This is a genomic window from Flavobacterium sp. W22_SRS_FK3 (assembly GCF_052113665.1).
Classification (GTDB): domain Bacteria; phylum Bacteroidota; class Bacteroidia; order Flavobacteriales; family Flavobacteriaceae; genus Flavobacterium.
Genome location: NZ_JBGQOF010000016.1, coordinates 89,330 through 114,007, shown reverse-complemented (window position 1 = coordinate 114,007; position 24,678 = coordinate 89,330). Strand labels below are relative to the sequence as shown.

Annotated in this window: 22 protein-coding genes; 15 read left to right on the top strand and 7 right to left on the bottom strand. The window is 33.8% G+C overall.

Annotated elements, in window-relative coordinates; translation table 11 throughout:
* Positions 1-760 (top strand): IS3 family transposase (locus ACEN2I_RS15770; protein ID WP_441767062.1); only part of this gene is annotated, 760 nt, incomplete at its 5' end.
* A 40-nt stretch (positions 761-800) separates the two neighbouring features.
* Here ACEN2I_RS15770 and ACEN2I_RS15765 read toward each other — a convergent pair.
* From ACEN2I_RS15765 to corA, 3 genes are all read right to left on the bottom strand, one after another.
* Positions 801-1,985 carry an acetate/propionate family kinase gene (locus ACEN2I_RS15765; RefSeq protein WP_441767061.1) on the bottom strand — a complete coding sequence of 395 codons (1,185 nt, stop codon included), beginning with the start codon at positions 1,983-1,985 and terminating at the stop codon, positions 801-803.
* Positions 1,986-2,186: 201 nt separating this feature from the next.
* A complete protein-coding gene (gene pta / locus ACEN2I_RS15760; RefSeq protein WP_441767060.1) occupies positions 2,187-4,280 on the bottom strand; it encodes a phosphate acetyltransferase in 2,094 nt (697 codons plus the stop codon).
* Between the two features lie 62 nt (positions 4,281-4,342).
* Positions 4,343-5,413: a magnesium/cobalt transporter CorA gene (corA, locus tag ACEN2I_RS15755; protein WP_441767059.1), complete on the bottom strand. Its 1,071-nt coding sequence runs from the start codon at positions 5,411-5,413 to the stop codon at positions 4,343-4,345.
* A gap of 176 nt (positions 5,414-5,589) precedes the next feature.
* Between corA and ACEN2I_RS15750 the strand changes: the two genes are divergently transcribed.
* The gene (locus ACEN2I_RS15750; RefSeq protein WP_441767058.1) at positions 5,590-5,820 is read left to right on the top strand and encodes a hypothetical protein; all 231 of its coding nucleotides are present in this window, start codon (positions 5,590-5,592) and stop codon (positions 5,818-5,820) included.
* Positions 5,821-6,192: 372 nt separating this feature from the next.
* Here the strand turns inward: ACEN2I_RS15750 and dnaK are convergent, their stop codons facing one another.
* Positions 6,193-8,076, bottom strand: coding sequence for a molecular chaperone DnaK (dnaK, locus tag ACEN2I_RS15745; protein WP_441767057.1), 1,884 nt, complete (start codon positions 8,074-8,076; stop codon positions 6,193-6,195).
* Positions 8,077-8,753: 677 nt separating this feature from the next.
* On the opposite strand from dnaK, the gene ACEN2I_RS15740 reads away from it, so the two are divergent.
* Positions 8,754-9,254 (top strand): hypothetical protein, encoded by a 501-nt coding sequence (locus ACEN2I_RS15740; RefSeq protein ID WP_441767056.1) that lies wholly within the window; start codon positions 8,754-8,756, stop codon positions 9,252-9,254.
* A 170-nt stretch (positions 9,255-9,424) separates the two neighbouring features.
* The gene (locus ACEN2I_RS15735) at positions 9,425-9,862 is read left to right on the top strand and encodes an acyl-CoA thioesterase (RefSeq protein ID WP_441767055.1); all 438 of its coding nucleotides are present in this window, start codon (positions 9,425-9,427) and stop codon (positions 9,860-9,862) included.
* An 84-nt stretch (positions 9,863-9,946) separates the two neighbouring features.
* Here ACEN2I_RS15735 and ACEN2I_RS15730 read toward each other — a convergent pair whose 3' ends face one another.
* Positions 9,947-12,958: a LamG-like jellyroll fold domain-containing protein gene (locus ACEN2I_RS15730; RefSeq protein ID WP_441767054.1), complete on the bottom strand. Its 3,012-nt coding sequence runs from the start codon at positions 12,956-12,958 to the stop codon at positions 9,947-9,949.
* A 269-nt stretch (positions 12,959-13,227) separates the two neighbouring features.
* On the opposite strand from ACEN2I_RS15730, the gene ACEN2I_RS15725 reads away from it, so the two are divergent.
* The 4 genes from ACEN2I_RS15725 to ACEN2I_RS15710 are packed head-to-tail and all read left to right on the top strand — an operon-like array spanning position 13,228 to position 16,764.
* Positions 13,228-14,220, top strand: a complete 993-nt coding sequence (locus ACEN2I_RS15725) for an alpha/beta fold hydrolase (protein ID WP_441767053.1) — start codon at positions 13,228-13,230, stop codon at positions 14,218-14,220.
* A gap of 25 nt (positions 14,221-14,245) precedes the next feature.
* Positions 14,246-14,635, top strand: coding sequence for a DUF1398 domain-containing protein (locus ACEN2I_RS15720; RefSeq protein ID WP_441767052.1), 390 nt, complete (start codon positions 14,246-14,248; stop codon positions 14,633-14,635).
* Between the two features lie 20 nt (positions 14,636-14,655).
* Entirely contained in the window at positions 14,656-15,510 is an 855-nt protein-coding gene (locus tag ACEN2I_RS15715) for a sulfurtransferase (RefSeq protein WP_441767051.1), read from the top strand.
* A gap of 21 nt (positions 15,511-15,531) precedes the next feature.
* Entirely contained in the window at positions 15,532-16,764 is a 1,233-nt protein-coding gene (locus ACEN2I_RS15710) for an ATP-binding cassette domain-containing protein (protein WP_441767050.1), read from the top strand.
* A gap of 200 nt (positions 16,765-16,964) precedes the next feature.
* Here the strand turns inward: ACEN2I_RS15710 and ACEN2I_RS15705 are convergent, their stop codons facing one another.
* Positions 16,965-17,354: an energy transducer TonB gene (locus ACEN2I_RS15705; protein WP_441767049.1), complete on the bottom strand. Its 390-nt coding sequence runs from the start codon at positions 17,352-17,354 to the stop codon at positions 16,965-16,967.
* A gap of 84 nt (positions 17,355-17,438) precedes the next feature.
* Positions 17,439-18,080, bottom strand: coding sequence for a protein-L-isoaspartate(D-aspartate) O-methyltransferase (locus ACEN2I_RS15700; protein ID WP_441767048.1), 642 nt, complete (start codon positions 18,078-18,080; stop codon positions 17,439-17,441).
* A gap of 143 nt (positions 18,081-18,223) precedes the next feature.
* On the opposite strand from ACEN2I_RS15700, the gene ACEN2I_RS15695 reads away from it, so the two are divergent.
* The 7 genes from ACEN2I_RS15695 (at position 18,224) to miaA (ending at position 24,660) form a co-directional block, all read left to right on the top strand.
* A complete protein-coding gene (locus tag ACEN2I_RS15695; protein WP_441767047.1) occupies positions 18,224-19,189 on the top strand; it encodes a Gfo/Idh/MocA family protein in 966 nt (321 codons plus the stop codon).
* Positions 19,190-19,280: 91 nt separating this feature from the next.
* On the top strand, positions 19,281-20,174 hold the full coding sequence (locus ACEN2I_RS15690; protein WP_441767046.1) for a 3-hydroxyacyl-CoA dehydrogenase family protein: 894 nt from the start codon (positions 19,281-19,283) through the stop codon (positions 20,172-20,174).
* 14 nt (positions 20,175-20,188) lie between these two features.
* A complete protein-coding gene (locus tag ACEN2I_RS15685; RefSeq protein ID WP_441767045.1) occupies positions 20,189-20,878 on the top strand; it encodes a YggS family pyridoxal phosphate-dependent enzyme in 690 nt (229 codons plus the stop codon).
* Between the two features lie 58 nt (positions 20,879-20,936).
* Positions 20,937-21,254 carry a four helix bundle protein gene (locus tag ACEN2I_RS15680; protein ID WP_441767044.1) on the top strand — a complete coding sequence of 106 codons (318 nt, stop codon included), beginning with the start codon at positions 20,937-20,939 and terminating at the stop codon, positions 21,252-21,254.
* A 98-nt stretch (positions 21,255-21,352) separates the two neighbouring features.
* Positions 21,353-22,714: an exonuclease domain-containing protein gene (locus ACEN2I_RS15675; RefSeq protein WP_441767043.1), complete on the top strand. Its 1,362-nt coding sequence runs from the start codon at positions 21,353-21,355 to the stop codon at positions 22,712-22,714.
* A gap of 30 nt (positions 22,715-22,744) precedes the next feature.
* A complete protein-coding gene (locus ACEN2I_RS15670; RefSeq protein WP_441767042.1) occupies positions 22,745-23,581 on the top strand; it encodes an ion transporter in 837 nt (278 codons plus the stop codon).
* Between the two features lie 152 nt (positions 23,582-23,733).
* On the top strand, positions 23,734-24,660 hold the full coding sequence (miaA, locus tag ACEN2I_RS15665) for a tRNA (adenosine(37)-N6)-dimethylallyltransferase MiaA (RefSeq protein WP_441767041.1): 927 nt from the start codon (positions 23,734-23,736) through the stop codon (positions 24,658-24,660).
* The last annotated feature ends 18 nt before the right edge of the window (positions 24,661-24,678 follow it).

Genomic DNA, 24,678 nt, shown 5'->3' with positions numbered 1-24,678 from the left:
AAAGATGCCTAAGATTGGCACTAGAAAATTATATTACCTTTTGTCAGTAGAACTTAAGGAATTAAAAATAGGCAGAGATAAATTCTTTGATATACTTAGGGCAAATCATTTATTAATTGAGTCAAAACGGCGCTATCATGTAACAACAAACTCACATCATCGTTTTAGAAAGCATAAAAATCGAATTTTAGATTTAGAGATAAATCGTCCTGAACAAGTTTGGGTCTGCGACATTACTTATATCGGAAAAAGAGACCATCCATGTTATTTAAGTTTGGTTACAGATGCTTACTCAAAGAAGATAATGGGCTATTATGTTGCAGAAAATCTTAATACACAAAGTAGTTTAAAGGCATTGAAAATGGCTCTTAAATACAGAAAATCCAAAATACTGACCTTAATCCATCATTCAGACAGAGGCTTGCAATATTGCGCCAACGAATATCAAAGGGAACTAATCAAAAACAAAGTTTTATGCAGCATGACCCAAAACTCAGACCCGTATGAAAATGCCGTAGCTGAAAGAATTAATGGGATTTTAAAACAAGAATTTATGATCGATAAATATCATCAAAAAATAAATATCACAAAACAAATTATAAAGGAATCAATCAATATTTACAATGAGAAAAGACCGCATTATTCTAATCATATGCTAACACCAAATCAAATGCATTGTCAAAATCAAATGCAGATAAGAACCTATAAAAACAAAAACAGTTGCAAGAACGTTCTTGCAACTGTTTTTGTTTTTATCTAATAATCAGTATCGTTTTTTTAGGACGAGACATACATTTAATCTAATTCTGAAGTAGATGATATACCTGATTGGCAATTTCAAATTCCTCATCTGTGGGAACTACTAAAACTTTTACTTTTGAATTTATTTTGTTGATTTCTCTGATTTCTTTAAAACGAATTTGGTTCTTTTCTTCGTCTAATTCTATTCCAAAATAATCCATATCCATACAAACTAATTTACGCATGTAAGAAGAGTTCTCACCAATTCCTGCGGTAAAAACAATGGCATCTAAACCATTTAATGTTGCAGCATACGCTCCAATAAACTTTTTAATGCGATAGGCATTCATCAACAAAGCCAGTTGACAGTCTTTATTTCCTTTTTCTGCTTCAGATTCGATATCACGTAAATCACTGTAGCCCGTCAGACCAAGCATTCCGCTTTGTTTTAGTAAAATGGAATTTACTTCGTCTGGAGAGTAATCGAGGTTTTTTATGAGATAAAAAATAACTGATTGATCAATATCCCCGGAACGAGTTCCCATTATAAGGCCATTTGAAGGTGAAAAGCCCATTGTTGTATCAATACTTTTACCATCTTTAATTGCTGCCATACTACAACCGTTTCCTAAATGGATGGTAATTATTTTCGAATTATTTTCTAAGTAGTCAATTGCTTTTTCAGAAACATATTTGTGACTTGTTCCGTGAAAACCATAAACACGAACTTTATTTTCTGTTAAAAGATAGTTAGGAATAGCATATTTATAAGCTTCAACCGGAATAGTCTGATGAAAAGCTGTATCAAAAACGGCTACTTGCTTCGCATCTGAAAAAATCTCCTCGGCAACATTTATTCCAACCAAATGAGCAGGATTATGTAATGGAGCCAACTCTGAAAGTTCTTTTATTTTTTCTTTAACCTCTTCATTTATAACTGTTGTATCAGAAAAATAACTGCCGCCATGCACCACACGATGACCAACGGCTGCAATTTCTAAAGTCGATTTAATGACTCCTTTTTCAGGATTTAAAAGCATTTCAGCTACTTTTTGCAAACCTATCTTGTGAGTTGTAATTGGTATAATTTCTTCTATCGAATCTGATGATGTTTTAAAAGCAACATTAGAAGTTTCTAATCCGATTCTGTCAATCATACCTGTACAAATTACTTCATTTGCAGGCATAATCATTAATTGATATTTAATTGAAGAACTTCCTGAGTTTATTATTAATATTTTCATTTTGTTTAGGTTCTAAGATACTAAGTCGCTAAGATTCTAAGTTTTTTACTAAAGACTCATAGCTTTTAATTTATTTTATATAGATAACGAATTTGAATGCGGGTAAAACAGATTTTCTAAGCAAAAAAAGCGGATGAAACGGATTTTTATACTCAATTACAACGTAAAATTTATAATTTATAATTCACAATTAATAATTGATTAAAGTCCCTGCGCCTGAATCGCTGTAATTACAACAGTATTGATAATATCATCAACCGTGCACCCACGGCTCAAATCGTTAACGGGTTTGTTTAAACCTTGCAACATCGGACCAATTGCCAAAGCTCCGGTTTCTCTCTGAACTGCTTTGTAGGTATTGTTTCCGGTATTTAAATCAGGGAAAATAAGTACACTCGCCTGCCCTGCTACTTCAGAATCCGGCATTTTGCTTTTTCCAACTGCTCTGTCAACCGCTGCATCGTACTGAATTGGCCCTTCTATTTTTAAATCCGGGCGTTTTATTTTTACAATTTCTGTCGCTGCTCTTACTTTCTCTACTTCGTCCCCTTTTCCGGAGGAACCTGATGAATAAGAAAGCATGGCGATTTTTGGTTCAATACCGAAAGCCGAACTGGAATCTGCTGATGAAATAGCGATTTCTGCCAATTGTTCTGCTGTAGGATTTGGATTAATGGCACAATCTCCAAAAACGGAAACCCGGTCTTCCAGACACATAAAAAATACGGATGAAACTACAGATGAATTCGGTTTGGTTTTAATGAATTGAAGTGCTGGTAAAATAGTATGCTGTGTTGTATGTGCAGCTCCTGAAACCATTCCGTCCGCATGACCCTTATACACCATCATGGTTCCAAAATACGAAACGTCTTCCATTAAATCCCTTGCCATTGTAATACTTACATTTTTCGCTTTTCGAAGCTCATAATACGTATTGGCATAGTCTTCATAATAGGGAGATTCAATTGGATTAATGATGTTTACTTTTGAAAAATCAAGGGTTATTCCTAATTCGGTCACTTTACTTTCAATTTGTTTTTTATCTCCTATAATTGAAATATCTACTACATCCATATCTAACAATCTTGATGCTGCCATGATAATTCTGTCATCATTTCCTTCCGGCAAAACAATATGTTTGCGATGCAGTTTTGCTCTTTGAACCATATTATACTGAAACATTTTGGGTGTCATTCCTTCAGGCACAAAAGTGATTAACCTTTCGGATAAATCATCCATTGCAACATATTTTTCAAAAGTACTTATTGATGTTTCAATTTTGTGTGTGTTATTGGCATAAATTTCTGATCTTATCGAACCAATTTTATTCGTAATACTATAGGTCCCCCCATCAACTGCAATTATTGGTACTACTGCCGAAAGTCCTTCAATGAGTTTCAAAATACTTTCTTCAGGAAGAATATTTCCTGTTAGAATAATTCCTGAAATCGTGGGATAATTAGCCGATTCATTAGCTTGCAAGGCACCTAATATAATGTCTGAACGATCTCCTGGCGTAATAACAAGAGCGTTATCATGCAGATGAACTAAGTAATTGTGTAATTGCATAGCGCCTACACTAAAATGACCAATTTCATTATTTAGATAATTTTCCCCAAATAACACTTTAGCATCTAATTCATTTACAATTTCCTGCATTGTGGGATTGTTCAAACTCGAGATCAACGGAATCGTATTGATCAGGACATTCTCCGGTAAACTTTTTTGAAGACTTTTGGTAACTAATTCAATATTCTCAGGCTGAACTTTATTCGCAAAAACAGAAAGAACTTCAACTTCTTTTACTTTAAAGGAATCATAAACCAAATAAAGACTGTCTACCAATTCATCTAATGTTTTACCAACTCCTGAGCCTATAATTATAGTTGGAATTCCAAGATTTTTGGCAATCAAAACATTGAGATCCAATTCAATTGATGTTCCTTCACCTGTAAAACTTGTTCCTTCGACTAAAACAAAATCAAAATTTTCTTCGAGCTTTTTATATTTTTCAATGATCAAGTCTAAAACCTCACCTATTTTACCTTTATTTTTCTTTTTGATTAATTTACTTTTGGTAATTGCATAAGCATCTTCAAACTTGATGTCAAGGTTAAAATAGGAAAGAACTGTTTCAATATGATTATCTAATTCGCCATCTATAAAATCTTCAACGATGGGTCTGAAATAACCAACTTTGGCCGTTTTACCAATCAAAATACTCATTAAACCGAGTGTAATAATCGATTTTCCACTATTCTGATCGCTTGTCGCAATATATATCGCTTTACTCATAATTATCTACATTGATTCCAAGCAAATATACTGAATCATTTTTTTTAAACTTTTATTAAAAATTAAAACCAATTGCGCTTTTTGAAATAAATAATCAACGCTATCACCAGTAAAAACATGATTCCCATTACAACAAAATAACCATTTTGTGTTTTGAGTTCGGGCATGTTTTCAAAGTTCATTCCGTAGACACCAACGATAAACGTAAGCGGAATAAATACAGCCGAAATGATTGTCAGCGTTTTCATGATTTCATTCATTTTACGGCTTTGTTCCGAAAAATAAAAATTTGAAGCACTTTCCAGAGAACTCATATCGGAATCAATTTGCTCCAAAAGTTCTAAACTTTTCTGATGTAATCTGATGAAAAAGCTAAAAGTTTCTTTCTCAATTCCATTATACGTATCATCATCTTTAATGGTTTTCAAATAATAAAGCGAATCACGTAGTGGAATAATCGCACGCTTTAAGAAATTAAAATTATCGCGGTGATTCTCAATCTTTTCCAAAATAACCGGATCAGCACCTTTTTTGGTTAAATTAATTAATTTTTCTATTTCCTCTTCTTCATTTTCGATTGTAATATAAAAATTTTCCATTACAGCATCTAACAATAAATAAAGTAAATAATCTACTTTTTTAGTTCTCACGATTCCCGTATGTATGCGAAGGCGTTCCCGAATATGGGTAAAAAAATCACTTCTTTTTTCCTGAAATGAAATCAGGATTCCATATTTTAAAATAAAACTAATTTGCTCAACTTTAAGTCCATCATTTAAGTCTGATGGTAATAGCGACTTTATATTAAAAAATAAAACATCTTGTTGCTCCTCTAGTTTTGTTCTTTTAGAAGTATTTAAAATATCAGCCAATAAAAAGTCATCCAGTTTAAAATGTGCGCCAATTGTTTTTATTAAATTGAGATCATTCAGACCGTGAATATTGAGCCAGTTATTTTTTGAATAATCAATACAGATATTCAAAGATTGAACTGCAAACTTTTCATATTCAACAACGTCGTCATTGTTATATACAAAAAGCTGCATTTCTGATTTGTGAGCTTTCTGAGATCCTGTATATTCTAATGTGACATGCTGCAGTTTAGGGCCTTTCTTGTATTTTATCTTTCTCATTCAAAAATGATTTATAAAGTAATATTACAAAAAAGAATCCAAAAAGGAAATGAGAATTGTCATTTTGATATGAAGATATTGTTAGCAATTCAAAATAATAATTACTTTTATAAGAATCTATTTGATTTAAAATTAAAATCTCCATTTCAAAGCCTTGCCATGAAAATTGGCTTCAAATGAGTCCATCCGAAAAAGGCAGATTTTGCATCAATTGCCAAAAAGAGGATATTGATTTTACAAAATCATGTGATAGAGAAATATTTTTGGCTCATGACAAAGGTGAAAAGTTATGTGGTCAGTTTAGAGTAATACAATTAGATAGAAATATAAGTATTCCAAAAGAGAAAAAAATCAATGCGGATGATTGCAGCTGCATCAATAATTGCTTTTTTAGGATAAGAAAATAAAATTCCTTTGCCAATAATGAGATTTCATCAAAATAATGCTCAACTCTCTAAAAAACAGATTTTATAAAAAATAGTTAAGGGCATTTCTGCACCCTTAACCTCACTGCATTTTTTTTAGCCCATCCAAAAAGCTGCAAGATATTGCCTGTTACTTGAATTAATATTTTATTTACTAAAAAATGCTTTTTCCAAATTCTGATGAAATTCTTCTGCGCCTAATTCCAAACGCTTTTTATAATGTGCCGGTACAAATATGATACATATATATGATTAAAAAACAGCAGAAACGAAAAAGAATAAAAAAGAAAAACCGCTGTAAACATTTCGTTTACAGCGGTTTAACACTTATTGTTAACTGATGTTAATCAGTACTTATTTGACTTCTTCAAATTCAACGTCTTCAACATTGTCACCTTGCGATTGCTCTTGTTGTGGAGCTGCTTGTTGACCTTGTTCACCTTGAGCATACATAGCTTCTGTAGCTGTTTTCCAAGCTGCATTGATGTTGTCAAGAGCAGTTTGAATAGCTGGAATGTCTTGAGATTGGTGCGCCATTCTCAATTCAGTTAAAGCGTATTCAACAGCAACTTTATGATCATCAGCTAATTTACTTCCTAACTCTTTCAATTGAGATTCAGTTTGGAAGATCATACTGTCAGCTTCGTTTAATTTCTCAGCTCTTTCTTTAGCTATTTTGTCAGCGTCAGCATTAGCTTCAGCATCTTTTTTCATTTTTTCGATTTCTTCAGCTGTTAATCCAGAAGAAGCTTCGATACGGATATCGTGAGATTTTCCTGTTCCTTTATCAGTTGCAGAAACTTTGATGATACCATTAGCATCGATATCAAAAGTAACCTCGATTTGAGGAACTCCTCTTGGTGCTGGTGGAATACCATCTAAGTGAAAACGACCGATAGTTTTGTTATCAGCAGCCATTGCTCTTTCTCCTTGTAATACGTGAATTTCAACAGATGGTTGAGAATCAGCAGCAGTAGAGAATACTTGAGATTTTTTAGTTGGAATAGTTGTGTTAGACTCGATTAATTTAGTCAATACACCACCCATAGTTTCGATACCTAAAGAAAGAGGCGTTACATCAAGTAACAATACATCTTTTACGTCTCCAGATAAAACTCCACCCTGAATAGCAGCACCAATAGCAACAACCTCATCAGGATTAACACCTTTAGATGCTTTTTTACCGAAGAATTTCTCCACTTCGTCAGCGATTCTTGGCATACGAGTAGAACCTCCTACAAGGATTACTTCGTCAATATCAGATGTAGATAAACCTGCATCTTTAAGTGCTTTAGCAACTGGCTCCATAGAACGTTTTACTAAAGTATCAGATAATTGCTCAAATTTAGAACGTGATAATTTTTTAACTAAGTGTTTTGGTCCTGAAGCAGTAGCCGTTACATAAGGTAAGTTGATTTCAGTTTCAGCAGAAGATGATAATTCAATCTTAGCTTTCTCTGCAGCTTCTTTCAAACGTTGCAATGACATTGGATCTAAACGTAAATCAATACCTTCTTCAGATTTGAATTCGTCAGCTAACCAGTCAATAATAACCTGGTCAAAATCATCACCACCTAAGTGAGTATCACCATTTGTAGATAATACTTCGAATACACCGTCTCCTAATTCAAGAACAGAAATATCAAAAGTACCTCCACCTAAATCGTAAACAGCAATTTTTTGATCAGTTCCTTTTTTATCTAATCCGTAAGCAAGTGCCGCAGCAGTTGGCTCGTTGATGATACGCATAACTTTAAGACCAGCAATTTCACCAGCTTCTTTAGTAGCCTGACGTTGTGCATCGTTAAAGTAAGCAGGAACAGTAATAACCGCTTCAGTTACAGTTTGACCTAGATAGTCTTCAGCGGTTTTTTTCATTTTTTGAAGTGTCATTGCTGACAATTCCTGAGCAGTGTATAAACGACCGTCAATATCCACACGTGGTGTATTGTTGTCACCTTTTACAACACTGTAAGGAACTCTTTTTGCCTCATCCTGAGTTTCAGCAAAAGTGTGTCCCATAAAACGTTTAATAGAAGCAATCGTTTTTGTAGGATTCGTTACTGCTTGTCTTTTTGCAGGATCACCTACTTTAATTTCTCCACCTTCAACAAAAGCGATGATAGAAGGAGTAGTTCTTTTTCCTTCTGCGTTAGGAATAACAACTGCTTCGTTACCTTCCATTACAGAAACACAAGAGTTCGTCGTACCTAAGTCAATTCCGATTATTTTACCCATTTTTTATATATTTAATTTTGATATACATTTTATAACTCAGGTGGCATAAGTCAATCTTTGTGCCAAGATAAAAAACCAAAGTAAATTGTCAGTTTTCATGTCGGCACTATAAAAATCATCTGACAACATGACATTTTTAAAACCTGACAAGCGTGGCATATCAGTGCTTTAGTGTCATTATCAGGAGCTGTTTCCTGCTATCCGCTGTATCTTTTATGGCGAACCCCGCCATAAAAGGATGCCGCTTCTATCAGGGCTAGGGCTCTAGTTTTCAGGAGAATGTTTCTTTTAACCTATTTTAAGTTTATACAAAATTGGTTAAGTTACTGATCAGAAACTTCTTTGCAATGGATTGTAAAGAAACTGAATATTAAAAATTGAGGAGTAGTCAATATTTCTTCATATATTAATAATTTAGCAATACAAATAAATCAAAAAAATTATCTTCGTGAAGAATATACTATTGAGAAAAAATTAAATTCAATACTATCAAATAAAAATGAAACTAAAAAAAGCCTTTCTTCTAATAAGTATAATTACACTTTTTAATTTTAGCTATTCACAAATCTTGAACAAAAAAATAGGTCTGATTTTTAATATTATTGGTCCATACAAAATAACTGGACAATCGATGGGGAATCCAATTGTAGATTCAAAAATTTTAAATAAATAAGGATTTGTTTTATGGTGCTTATAAGTTTTTAGAAACAGGAACAGGAAATCCAACTGAAAGAATAATTAAAGCATATTTAAAAAATTTAGACTTTCTAAATGTCGAAATTACTCAAATAAAAGAGCCAATTATAGTGAAAGTGATCGAAATTATTACACCTAAAAAACATGAATATTTAGACGAGGATTTGAAAAACATAAAAATGAAATACAATTTGGACTATTTACTTATTGTGAATGGTTATTTTGGATCACAATTTGAACAAACAGTAATTATTGCTGGAGATAAAATGACAAATATTTTTTTAAATAATGCTTTTATAAATTTAAATACCAATGAAGTAATTTCAAATTTTAATGCTGGGAATATCGCGACTATTAAGAAGAAAAATATACTTAGTCCTCCAAATTTTCCAAATATTGAAAAAAGCATGAACACACTTTTAAATGATAAACTATTACCCGAAATCGAAAGAAAAATTAAAAGAAAAATAATCATCCCATAGGAAACCTATCAAAAAGGTCTAGGGAGTAAATCTCGACAGAAGCTTATCTGCGGTTATAGATAATTCCTACGGAATGACAACCTTTGAAGACAAATCACCAAAGTTTCAACAAAACCGTTTCATTTTTAGTAATTTCGTATCCTCAAATTATTTACAAAATACAATACAAAATGGCATCATTTATAAAAGAAATATCTTTCCGCTGGTCTGATCTCGACCCCAATTTTCACGTTCGTCACAGTGCTTATTACGATTTTGGCGCCCAGCATCGTATTGAAATTCTTGAAGAACTTGGTTTAACTTTAAGAGTAATGCAAACTCAGGGATTTGGCCCTGTTTTGTTTAGGGAAGAATGTGTTTTCAAAAAAGAATTAAAACTTTCAGATAAAATATTCATCCACACCAAAACATCCAAAATGAAACCTGATGCTTCGCGCTGGTCCATCATTCACGAATTTAGAAGAGAAGATGACACGCTTTGTGCCGTTATTACAGTTGATGGTGCCTGGATGGACACCAAACTTCGCAAATTAGCTTCTCCAACTCCTGAAATTGCAATTGAGGCATTGAGTATTTTTCCTAAAAGTGATGATTTTGTCGGACTTTAAAATAAAATCTGATACTTTATAAAATATAAAACCGTTACAAATCAATGTAACGGTTTCTTTATTTTTAATTATAAAAAACTATTATTATTCTGATAAAATCTTAAAATTACTATTTAAGTTTTCACCGGAAACATTTAAGATATAAAGTCCTGATACTTTTTTATTGGCAATATTTAAAGTAAAGGTTCCATTTCCATCAGATTGGATCCTTTCCTGAAGAATAATTCTTCCTGTTGTATCGCTTAATGTTGCTGTAACGTACGATCCATTATAATCTGGAATATTAATAAAAATCTGTTCTTTGACAGGATTAGGATATACAGTAACATTATTTTTGTTTTCAATAAACTTTTCATTACTTAACAATGCTTCATTGTATACAGATAATACTTCGGGTGCTGTTAATGCATAATTAAACATTCTAAGCTCGTCAAACAATCCTTTATACGGTGCCGGAGTAGTATTGGCATATAATTCAAGTGCTCCTATATTACCAATTACTAAATCTGTTGCTTCTCCAATACCTACAGATGTCCCTGTTGCGTCTGTCTTCTCACCTGTTAAAACACCATTGGTGTATATTCTTAATTTTGATGTTGTTACATCTCTCATTATCATCACATTTACCCAACTGCCATTAAAATAATTAGTCGCCGCTAATGTTGAAACAAGTTCTGTTTTTGTTTTATCATCATCTATAGCATAACGCAATTGATTGCTTTTAATTTCTACATTAAATCTTCTGCCTGTTGCACCTGTTACCGCATTTTTTGTCATCGATCCTTTGCACAATATATAAGAACTTAATGCTGAGCCTCCTGGTATTAAGCTGGCATCTGCTTTCATCCAAAATGAAACTGTAAAAGAATTTTTATCAAATAATATTTGATCCTGATTTGGAATGCTTACCATAAGCTTGTTCGGTAATAATGTTGCAAAATCTATCGCTTTATTCGTTTTTCCGGATACTCTGACAGTAGCATTATCGAAAGCTGCATCCAGTTGTCCATTATTCGCATAACTCGAAATATCCGCAATCTGTTCGCCCTCGCCCGCAGTTTCTTTAAATGGCCAATGACCAACAAGTTCCGGAGTCAGAGCACGAAAATTCCATACATCACCTATCGTAGTTCCTTTAGCATTCACTGCATCAATTCTCCAATAATAAGTTATTGCCGGACTTAAACCTGCAAGTGGGTATGATGGTGCTGCAACATACGCTACATCAGATAACTTGGTTAAATTTGCCGGATCAGTACCAAAATAGACAGCATACGTCTGTGTATTTATACTTCCACTCCATTTTAAAGTTAAATTACCACTTGTCAACTGAATATCAGTAAGTCCGGTATCTGGAATAGGTGTTGATGCTTTTACAGGAGCTGATGGAATTGGCGGTGTGGTTAAACTTCCTGTTTCATAAACTGATGATGCGTTACTATTTGTCGCTTTAATTCTATAGTAATATTTTGTATTTGGAAGCAAACCGGTATCATTATAAGTTGTCGCATTTGCTTTCAAGGTATTAATTACTGTAAAATCAGTGCCATTATCTGAACGCTCTACTATGTAATTATCTTCATTCGCAGCACCGTCAATCCAGTTAACGGTTAAAGAACTTGAAGCCGGAATTTCAGTAGAAGCTATATTTGTGAAATTCACATTAGATGGCGGAATAAGAAAATCTGGCGGGGTTTCATTTGTTAATCCGTTAATATACAATTCAATATTGAGATATGGTGCGTTTGATGTGCTTACTAATAAAGCATCTGCAACATTCTTATTTAATCCATTAGCATCCTCCCATGTATCTGGCATACCGTCATTATCAGTATCCAAAGGAGCAGGGGCACCATACACATGTCCCGCGCCACCATTAATAAATCCAAACTTTTTTGTCAAATCACTTTGAACATACACATAAGTTGCTGTTGTCCCTTTAGAAATCAAATCTGAAATCATTAAATTCTCTACCTGATCGCGTCTTGGATAAGAAGCACCAACACTTAATACAATTTTATTGTAAGCATCCTCAGCTGACAATGCTGTGTTTTTCATTGGATAATCATACGGTACTGACAAAAGTGTTGCTAAATCTCCTGTTGGATACCCTGTTAAGTCGTAAGGAACTAAAGCACCATTTAGTACTCCATCTTTATTATTGTCAAAATAATTTCCCGAACCATATAAAGAGAAATTATCATTTCCGCGATTAAAGGGTGATGAAACTGTAGAACTTGTATTAGGACCACCTATAAAATAATTATTGATTATATTAACATCTGAACCTCCTGCAGAATCTCCCCCCATAATGTAGGCATCTCCAGATTCGGTGTGACCGTATGTATTTCCGTAATTTCCCCAATTATAAACAACATTATTTACAAATTCGTTAATTCCTTTTACTTTATTGTTACGGGTTTTATTACAGATGTACAAATTTCCAATCAAACTTATCTTACCCCCTGCAGAAGGCTGCATTAATCCTCCTGCGGAGTGATTATGTCGGTGCATTCCTTGTCCTATAATGGAATTCTGAACTGTTATATTATCCGGACTAGTACCTTTATTATCCCAATTAACAGAAAATACTTCATCTGTGCCCCATGTAAAACTCATGTGATCCAAAATTATATTTGCACCATTTGATATCCCCGAAGCATCCTGATTTTGAGTGGTCGCTCCAAAACGAATACGAAGGTAACGGGCAATAGTATTATTTGCTCCGGTAAATGACACTTTAGCGCCTAACAATACAATTCCTTCTCCAGTTGCTGTTTGTCCTGCTATAGTGGTGTTTTTTGCAATTGCAATTGAAGAGGCTACGTTAATAATACCTCCTACTTTAAAAATAACAAACCGCCCTTCCTGGCTAACAGCATCACGAAACGAACCCGGTCCGCTGTCATTTAAATTGGTTACTAAATAAATCTGAGGATTTGCAGATCCTCTTGCTCCTGTGGTAAATCTTCCAAAACCGGTAGCTTCCGGAAATGCTAATGTCTGGGCATTTAAATTACTATAAAAAGTAATCAACCCGCAAATCATAAAAACTTTAAGTATATACTTAAAGTTTAGCGTAGTTTTCTTGGTCATAATTGGTTAAAAATTGGTTAAATAGTTATAACCAATTTAGTTATAAGCATCTAAGACACCGTCCTGTTCCATCCTGCTTTAAACTATCCTGTTATAATACAGCTTTTCCAAATAGTAAATTCCTTTACACAAACAAATCTATTACTGTTTTTTAATAATAAAAATCATTAAACTCCACCTCTTATTTTCTGATAATTTTATGACTTAAATTTTTGCAGTTAAAATGGTTAGTTTTAATTTTATAAATACCCAACAAATACTATACAACAATGAAAAACATAAAGTTTATTCTGCTTCTGCTTCCTTTTTTTTGCTTCTCGCAGCAGGAAAAAATAAAAGCCCTCGACATTAATTTAACTAATTACGAATATCCATTTCCTGTAAAATTCCTGGAACTGAGCAATCAGCGTCAGCTTTTAAAAATGGCTTATATGGATATTACTCCAAAAAATTACAATAATAAAAACATTGTTTTACTTCACGGCAAAAATTTCAACGGTGCTTATTGGGAAACTACTATACATGCACTTACAAAAGAAGGATTCCGTGTTATTGTGCCGGATCAGATTGGTTTTGGAAAATCTTCAAAACCTGATAATTTTCAATACACATTTCAGCAATTTGCAGCGAATACAAAAAAATTACTAGACCATTTGGGAATCGAAAAAACGACCATATTAGGACATTCAATGGGCGGAATGTTAGCCACAAGATTCACTTTAATGTTCCCTCAAACAGCTGAAAAATTAGTGCTTGAAAATCCGATTGGCTTAGAAGACTGGAAATTAGTCGTGCCTTACAAAAACGTAGACTGGTGGTACGACGGTGAATTAAAACAAAACTATGAAGCCATCAAAAAATACCAAATGACGAATTATTATGATGGAAAATGGAATGCCGATTTTCAAAAATGGGCAGAGTTAAATGCTGGCTGGACTACAGCTCCTGATTACAGTATCGTAGCCTGGAACTCGGCATTGATGTACGAGATGATTTTTACGCAGCCGGTTTTATATGAATTTAAAAATATCAAAATCCCTACCCTTCTAATAATCGGAACAAGAGATAAAACAGCATTAGGAAAGCCTCTTGTTTCTGAAGAAGTCCGAAAAACAATGGGAAATTATGCCCAACTGGGTAAAAAAACACAAAAAGCAATTCCAAATTCAAAACTTGTAGAAATTCCCAACATAGGACATTTACCGCATATTGAATCTTTTGATCAATTTATAAAACCATTAATTGTATTTTTGAAGCAATAAAAGTGAAACCCTTAAATCAAATTTTATGTTTACAATCGAACAAATAAAAGAAGCACATGCCAAAGTTAAAAGCGGTGCAGATTTTCCCAATTATATACAGGATTTAATTATTTTAGGTGTAAAAGGCTATGACACCTTTGTAAATGATGGGCATATTGAATATTACGGGGTAAATAATTACATTGTAACTTCTGATGAAAAATACCCTGAAATAAAAATTGAAAATGTGGCTAACAAAGAACGTTTTATAGAGTTTTTGGTTGCACATCAGGATGGTCAGACAGATTATAAAACTTTTTGCAATCACGCAGGGCAATGCGGAATTGCTAAATGGCGTGTTGATATCATTGAAATGACGTGTACTTATTTTGATAAATCAGATGCTGAAATTTTGATTGAAAAAATTCCTGATTAATCATTTTACAACAAATACAGATGTCACAAAATTGGTCTCCGATAATTAATCCTGAAGCATTAGTTCAGCTAAAAAATTCTTCTGAAATTATCTTAATAGATGCGAGAGCCGGTATAAATGCCGAAGAAAATTACAAAACCGAACATTTAAAAGGCGCCCGCTATATCAATTTGAATCGGGATTTGGCTGCAGTCGATTGTAATCCTGGCAATGGAGGAAGACATCGTTTGCCTGCTTTCGATAAATTTTCAGAAGTACTTTCAAAACTTGGAATCTCTCCTAAAAGCCATGTCATTATTTATGATGATAAAAATGGTTCGAATGCTGCTTCCCGATTTTGGTGGATGCTAAAAGCTGTCGGTCATGAAAAAGTACAGGTATTAAACGGGGGATTTCAGGCGGCAATAAAAGCTGGTTTTCCTATAAGTTTAGAAATAGGTAATTTTGAGGAAGCTGAAAAATATTCGGTTTCAGAATGGCAATTGCCCTTAGCCAATATTGAAGAGGTTGATAAAGCCCGAAATAACAGCCAAAACATTGTTATTGATGTAAGGGACAAGAACCGTTTTGATGGACTGACCGAACCGCTGGATTTAATTGCAGGGCACATTCTGGGTGCAATTAATGTTCCGTTTAGCGAAAACTTAAATAAAGAGGGCTTTTATCATTCTCCCCAAACATTAAAAGAAAAATACAGCAAAATTTTAGGTAATACAAAACCTGAAAACACAATCATTCATTGTGGTTCAGGTGTTACGGCCTGTCATACTTTATTAGCAATGGACTATGCCGGAATCCCGATTCCGAAACTTTATGTAGGTTCCTGGAGCGAATGGTCACGGAATAATTTACCAGTGATAACCAAACAAAAATAACATCTTTTCAAGAAATACATAATGCATCAAAAACAACATTGGGACATCCTTTTAACCAATCAGGTAAATAAAAAAAAATTCATAGACACTTTGCTTTCCGGCGAAGCCAAAGAAGAACTGGCTGTTTTTAATAATCAAAAAGGGATTTTATTCTCTGATATTTCAATCGAAAAATTCATCGAAAGAGAATATCAATATCAAAGTGTGGAAACTTCTCCCGAATCACACAGACAACTACGGACATTTTCTTCAGGAGAACGTAAAAAAGAGTTTCTGAAATACTGTATCGCACAAAAACCAGATTTCATCATTTTTGATAATCCGTTTGACCACCTAGACCAGGCTTCTCGTGTGATTTTGTCCGAATCCTTAAAAAATTTATCCCAAATTATTGCGATTATTCAAATTGTAAATCGCGTTACCGATCTGCTTCATTTTGTTTCAAATAAAGTTCAGATTAAAGACAATACATTTGAATTGCACCCCATTTCGAAAACTGAAACTCATTTTAAAACCTTAAACACAGCTGCCATTCCAAAGGCATTAGAACTGAGTACCTTTCACGAAAGTGTCTTAATAAAAATGGATAACGTTTCGGTAAGTTATGAGGATCGAAAAATTATAGATAATATTTCCTGGACTATCAAACAAAGGGAATTTTGGCAATTAATTGGTCCAAACGGATCCGGAAAAAGCACTATTCTATCTTTAATAACTGGCGATAACCCAAAAGGATTTGGTCAGGATTTATTTTTATTTGGAAGAAAAAAAGGAAGCGGCGAGAGTGTTTGGGAAATTAAAAAGCAAATCGGAATCTACACAACATCTATGATGGATTTGTTTCAAAAAAGCCACACCCTGGAAGAAATGATTCTGTCAGGATTTTTTGATTCTATCGGATTATATATTGAACCAACAACACTGCAAAAACAAATCGTTGCACAATGGCTCGAAGTTATCGAAATGACAGCACTACGAAAAAAACGTTTTATTGATCTTTCAGTCGGACAGCAAAGAGTCGCTTTGATTGTTCGTGCCGTTTTAAAACACCCGCCATTATTAATTTTAGACGAACCTGTCGAAGGTTTGGATGATGAAAATGTCGATTTGGTTATTCAGCTTATCAATACGATCAAGCAGGAAACCAATGTAGCGATTTTGTATGTTTCCCATAGAATCGAATCCGGACTTGCTCCTACTTCGGTTTTTGAACTTTTGCCTTCCGCTACGGGATCTGTTGGGAGAATAAAATAGTATTCTGAATTACAAAATCAATAAGTCTTCACAAACTTGTCATTCCGTAGGAATCCATTTGGCGATACAAGATGTTTGCTAATTATGAAACGAGTATTTCCGGGTAAACATAAACGTAATGAAAAACGTTAATTTTACTAAATTCGTAAATATCTTGTAGCGGCAATTATGAGTAGTTGAAATTATTACGGTTCCTTATATTATTTTACGTTGAAAGTAAATTTTATTTCTGTTTTGACGTGATATCCATCCTGTTCACCAGGTAACCATTTTGGCGACTTCATTACAGTTCGAATAAGTTCTTTTCCTGTTTTATATCCAATATCTTTTCTGAGGTCAATATAAGTTATAAAACCGTTAATATCAACAATGAAATTTACAGAAACTGGACCACTTACTCCTTTTGCTTCATCTGGTTTTTTGTAATTTGTTTCTATAAATTTGTAAAACTTTTCCATACCGCCAGGAAATTCTGGTTTTACTTGAATCTCTTCGTATTTGTAAACTTTTTGTTGAATTAGTTGCTCAACACTTTGAGACTTCACATTTTGTATAAATAAAAAAGTGAGGAATAGTAAATATTTTTTCATTCTTACTTCTATTTTGATTCAATCGCTCGCAACTATTTGCTTTGTGTAGGGATTCCTAAGGAATTACAAAATTATGTTTAATCTTTAATTTTTATCTTCCAGTAAAGGAACAAATCGAAACTCTCCAAACTCATGCTTTTCGAACTGCGTTTCATTTTTTCGGATTAATAAGGTCATAATCTGAACATCTTCACCTAACGGAATAACCAGCCTTCCTCCTATTTTTAATTGCGCCATTAAAGGTTTGGGAATAATAGGTGCACCTGCCGTAACAATAATACTATCGAATGGAGCATAACTTGGTAACCCTTTGTAACCATCGCCAAAGGACAGATGTTTCGGGCGTATGTTTAATTTTGGAAATAAATTTGAAGTTTGTTTAAACAGTTCTTTTTGTCTTTCAACGCTATATACCTTAGCTCCCAACATACACAAAACGGCTGTTTGATACCCAGAACCGGTACCAATTTCCAAAATTTTATGCTCTTTATTAACTTCTAATAACTGTGACTGAAATGCAACAGTGTAAGGCTGTGAAATGGTTTGGCCTGCACCTATAGGAAATGCCTTATCCTGATAAGCGTAATCTTCAAAACTTGAATTTAAAAAAAGGTGTCTTGGGATTTTTTTTATCGCATCCAAAACTGCTCTGTCAGTAATTCCTTTTTGTTCTAAAGTGCTTACTAATTGATTGCGAAGTCCTTGATGTTTGGCAGTATCTTTCAAAATGGGTAGGTTTTGTTTTCGCAAAAATAAGAAACAAAACAGTAAATCAAATATTGATTTTTAATTATTAAATCGCTAAATCTTTATTGTATTAACTTTTACTTTCAACAAATAAATTATATTTTTGTTTAAAATACATTCACATGTTAAAAGTAGGAGTTTTAGGTGCTGGTCACTTAGGTAAAATACATTTACGCTTATTACAACAATCTGACCAATACGAATTAGTTGGATTTTACGACGAAAATCAGGAAAATGCCGAAAGAATTTCAAAAGAATTCGGTTATAAAAACTTCAACACAATTGCAAAATTAATCCACGCCGTGGATGTAATCGATATTGTAACCCCAACGCTTTCGCACTATAAATGTGCAAAAGTAGCTATCAAATCAGGAAAACACATCTTCATAGAAAAACCAATTGCCAACACTGTTGAAGAAGCCGAAGAAATTATCGCTTTAGCAAAAGAATACAACGTAAAAGGTCAGGTGGGTCATGTAGAGCGTTTTAATCCCGCTTTTATTGCCACCAAAAACATGATCGAAAATCCAATGTTCATTGAAACACATCGTTTGGCCGAGTTTAATCCTCGTGGTACTGATGTTCCGGTAGTCCTGGATTTAATGATTCATGATATCGATGCTATTTTAAGTGTGGTCAAATCAAAAGTAAAAAACATCAATGCCAGCGGTGTTTCTGTAATTAGCGATACTCCGGATATTGCCAATGCCCGAATTGAATTTGAAAATGGCTGTGTTGCTAATTTAACGGCCAGCAGAATTTCGATGAAAAACATGCGTAAAACACGTTTTTTTCAAAAAGACGCCTACATATCCGTTGACTTTCTGGAAAAAAGATGTGAAGTGGTTCGTATGAAAGATGCTCCTGAAGTTCCGGGAGATTTTGATATGATCCTGCAAAATGCTGAAGGTGTAAAAAAACAAATTTATTTTACAAATCCTGACGTCGAACAAAACAATGCCATTCTTGATGAATTAGAATCTTTTGCAAATGCCATTTTTACTGATACTACGCCTGTTGTGACTTTGGAACAAGCTACAGACGCGCTAAGAGTCGCGTATCAAATAATTGATTGTTTCGATAAATAACACAAAACACATACTCATTATTTTTAAGGTTTAAAGCTGGCAAAAAAGTCACTTTAAACCTTAACTTTTAAAATTTAAATACCAAAATAGAATGAAAACAATAGCTGTAATTGGTGCAGGAACAATGGGTAACGGAATTGCTCATACTTTTGCTCAAAGTGGTTTTACTGTAAAACTGATTGATGTTTCTGAGAAATCATTAGACAAAGGAATGGCAACTATTGCTGCAAATTTGGAACGAATGTTAACTAAAGGAACTATCACTCAGGAAGATGTTGCCAAAACTATTACCAATATAATTACGTATACTGATATAAAAGATGGTGTTGTTGGGGTTGATCTGGTTGTTGAAGCAGCTACTGAAAATGTTGATTTAAAATTAAACATCTTTAAACAATTAAACGAAGCCTGTTCGCATAATACGATTTTAGCAACGAATACATCCTCTATTTCGATAACGCAAATTGGAGCTGTAGTAGCACATCCTGAAAGAGTGATCGGAATGCATTTTATGAATCCGGTGCCTATTATGAAATTAGTCGAAATCATTCGCGGCTACAATACCAGCGATGAAGTGACTAAAATTATCATGGATTTATCTGAAAGACTAGGAAAAACTCCGGTTGAAGTAAACGATTATCCAGGTTTTACAGCCAACAGAATTTTGATGCCTATGCTAAATGAGGCAATTGAAACGTTATACAATAAAGTTGCAGGGGTTTATGAAATTGATACCGTAATGAAATTAGGGATGGGACACCCAATGGGGCCGCTTCAATTAGCTGATTTTATTGGTCTTGATGTTTGCCTTGCTATTTTAAATGTGATGTACGACGGGTTTAAAAACCCTAAATATGCTCCTTGTCCATTATTGGTAAATATGGTAAGAGCCGGAAAATTAGGCGTGAAATCAGGAGAAGGCTTTTATGATTACAGCGAAAGTAAAAAGGCAGAGAAAATTTCTAAGCAGTTTATTCTTTCATAAAAAAACAAAACACCATGTCAATAGCATCAAATTTAAATACTATCAAAGCAAGTTTGCCCGAAAACGTAACACTGGTTGCAGTTTCAAAAACCAAACCTGTTTCAGATTTAATGGAAGCGTATGAAGCCGGACAGCGTGTTTTTGGAGAAAACAAAATCCAGGAAATGACAGATAAACAGGAACAAATGCCAAAAGACATTCAATGGCACATGATTGGTCATGTGCAAACGAATAAAGTGAAATTTATGGCTCCTTTTGTCAGCTTGATCCATGGTGTCGACAGTTTAAAATTATTACAGGAAATCAACAAACAAGCTTTAAAAAACAATCGAATTATTGATTGCCTGCTTCAAATATATATTGCCGAAGAAGAAACAAAATTTGGTCTTGACGAAAAAGAGCTTTCAGAATTATTATCTTCTTCCGAACTTAAAATGATGAAAAATATTCGTATCTTAGGTTTAATGGGAATGGCAACATTTACAGAAAATCAAAACCAGGTCAAAAAAGAATTTCTGCATTTGAAATCAATTTTTGATTCGCTGCAAAATAAAGATGCACAATGCAGGGACACGCAACAATGTATTTCTACTACACCACATTTTTCAACAATTTCAATGGGAATGTCTGGAGATTATCAACTCGCAATAGAATGTGGCAGTACAATGGTTAGGATTGGAAGCAGTATTTTTGGAGGAAGATAGAATTTAAATATCAATGGCAAAAAAATAAATGGAATAAATATTCAATTTTGAAGATCGGTTGGTTCGGTTTGCCGGAGAATGTATTTTCTTTACCAGACAACTAGAAAAGATATTTGAAAATGAATATTATAAAAATCAGTTAATAAGATCATCAGGAAGCGCTTATTTAAATTTTGGAGAAGCTCAAGGAACAATATCTGATAAAGTTTTTATTTTTAAAGTTTCTTTGGCTGTCAAAGAATTAAAGGAATCGGGAAATTCGTTAAAAATATTAGATTATACAAAAGAAGGAGATGCAGAAAAACGAAAATCTCTCTTAATTGAACTTGAAGAATTAATAGCAATTTCTTCAAAAATGATAAATAATAAAAAATAATTTTCAATGACAATTACAATATCAATAACAAAATTCAATTTTAAAATATTGATTTTTGACATTGCAATTGACTTTTGTTATTGATATTGACATTGAAAATGTACGCAATACTAGACATAGAAACCACCGGAGGACAGTTTAACGAAGAAGGAATTACCGAAATTGCCATTTATAAATTTGATGGTCATGAAGTAGTCGACCAGTTCATTAGCCTCGTCAATCCCGAAATTCCGATTCAGCCTTTTGTGGCGAAACTAACCGGAATCAACAATGCTATGCTGAGTTCAGCACCTAAGTTTTTTGAAGTTGCCAAACGAATCATCGAAATCACCTCTGATTGTATTCTTGTGGCGCATAACGCTTCTTTTGACTACCGGATTCTACGCACAGAATTTAGACGTTTAGGTTATGAATTTGAAGCAAAAACACTTTGTACGGTTGAACTTGCAAAGAAATTAATTCCGGAACAGCCTTCTTACAGCTTAGGAAAATTAGTCCGTGCACTCGGAATCCCAATGGCAGACAGACATCGCGCCAGCGGAGATGCCATTGCAACGACTAAGCTTTTCAAAATGCTTCTGGAAAAAGATCAGGAAAAAACGATCGTACAAGATTTTGTAAAATTCGAAATCGAAAAAGGTATTTCTCTAAAATTATTAGACCTCGTTGGACAAATGCCATCTAAAACAGGTGTTTATTATATTCATAACGAAAGTGGAAATTTAATTTACATTGGCAAAAGCATGAATATTCGAAAAAGAGTCAATCAGCATTTTACCGGAATTACAACCAAAAGTAAAAAAATACAGGCCGAGGTTTTTACCATAACATATGAGGAAACCGGCAGTGAATTAATTGCTCTTTTGAAAGAAAGTGAAGAAGTAAAAATAAACCGCCCTATACACAATCGCTCGCAGAAAAAAACAGTCTTTCCATTTGCCATTTATGTAGAAAAAGATTCAAACGGCTATTTGAATTTAAAACTCGGAAAAGCAGACGGACGTAAAAAAGAAATTACCTCTTTTGTTTCTTTACAGGAAGGAAAAAATGCCCTTTTCAAATTCACGACAAAATATCATTTGTGTCAAAAATTAACCGGTTTATATCAAACCAAAAAGGAATGTTTTCAATACAAAATCAAGGAATGTGATGGCGCATGCATTGGTGAAATTTCCCCAGAAACCTATAATTTAAGAGTACAGCAGTTTATCTCTGAAAACAGTTTCGAAAACAAAAGCATGATTTTGCTCGACAGAGGAAGAAATATCAACGAAAGAAGCGCCATATTAATAGAAAAGGGAGTTTATAAGGGATATGCCTATTATGATCTCAATTATCAAGTTACAAATATCGAAATACTGAAAAACATCTTAATTCCGATGCAGCATAATCGTGACGTAAAAAACATAATCCAACAATACATTCGAAAAAGCAAATCTCTTAAAATTCATCATTTTTAAAATCCCGCAATTTTCATTATCTTAGTCCATATGACAAAAATGAAATCGAAATACGAAACCTTTAGAGAAAAAGTAAAAATAATCCTTTATGGCACCAATACATTTTTAGGAAGACTTTTTGATTTGGTTTTACTGGGATTAATTTTACTGAGTGTTCTTCTGGTCATGATGGAAACCGTTCAGGGAATCAATCAAAAATATCATACAGAACTCCTAATTTGTGAATGGGTTATTACTGTATTTTTTACAATTGAATATATTTTACGCATCCTATCGATTCAAAAACCCGTTAAATACATTTTCAGTTTTTATGGTATAATCGATTTACTGGCAGTCCTACCCATGTATTTGTCGATATTTTTCCCGGGCGCAAGCATCTTATCAATCATCAGGGCATTACGTTTTTTTCGGTTATTCAAAATATTACACATTCCGCAAATTTCACATCAATCCATTCAGCTCAAGGAAGCCATTGAAGCCAGCAAAGAAAAGATTCTGGTTTTTATTTATTTCGTACTCATCAGCACAGTAATTATAGGCTCAGTAATGTACATGATCGAAGGCAAAGAAAGCGGTTTTACCAGCATTCCGGCAAGTATTTACTGGACAATTGTGACCTTAACAACTGTTGGTTACGGTGACATTTCACCTATCACACCTTTAGGTCAATTCGTTGCTTCTCTGGTCATGATTTTAGGTTACGGAATCATAGCCGTACCAACCGGAATCGTAACCGCTGAATTTGCCAAAAAAAATCTTCAGAATAATACCGTCACTACAAAGAACTCCTGTCAGATATGCGGTTCACAACTTCATTTTGATAATGCAAAATACTGTCATGAATGCGGAGCAGAATTACAACATTAATTTATGAAGCTATTCCGGCTGTACATTGCAACTCCTCCTTATCTTTGTTGTTTTTTAAGGCGTAAAAAGGAGCTTCTAAAGTCGCTCTTTTATCCCACAAAAAACGAACAAACATAAGTCCGGGGTTTCTATTTCCATCCGGGCTAAAAAATATGAAACACTTAATTACAATTGTCGGACCAACAGCCATAGGCAAAACAGCCCTAAGTATTGCTTTGGCTGAACATTTTAAATGCGAAATCATTTCTTGTGACAGCCGTCAGTTTTTCAAAGAAATGACTATTGGCACCGCTGTTCCTAATCGTGAAGAATTACAATCCGCAACACATCATTTTATTCAAAATAAATCCATTTTTGAGAACTATACGGTGGGCGATTACGAAAAAGAAGCGCTTTTAAAATTAGAAGAATTATTCGAAAAGAATGATTTTGCAATTCTAATTGGCGGCTCAGGCTTATATGTTGATGCCGTTTTAAAAGGTTTCGATGCCTTTCCTGAAATTGATTCCGAAGTGCGTTCCGAAGTAAATTCCAATTATGAAAAACTCGGAATTGAATATCTTCAGCAGCAATTACGGCTTTTAGATCCTGATTACTTTCAAAAAATAACATTGGAAAATCCGCAGACACTTAAAAATCCGCAACGAATGATGCGTTTTGTAGAAGTTTGCATCGGAACTCAAAAACCGTACTCTTCTTTTCTAAATCAGAAGAAAAACAACCGAAACTTCACTTCTGTTCTCATTGGTTTAGAAGCCAACAGACAAATCATGTACGATCGTATCAACCTGCGTGTTGATAAGATGATGAGCGAAGGTTTGTTAGAAGAAGCGAAAGCATTATATCCTAACAAAGCATTAAATGCGCTCCAAACCGTGGGTTATAGAGAATTATTTAGTTATTTTGACGGAGAATTTTCATTGCCATTTGCAATCGAAGAAATCAAAAAAAACACAAGAAGATTTGCTAAACGCCAACTCACCTGGTTCAAAAGAAACGATAATACCAAATGGTTCGATTATGCCACAGATAGAAAAGAAATAATAACGTACATAGAAAATCTTTTAAAGTTAAATTAAAGTCTCTTTTTCTATACT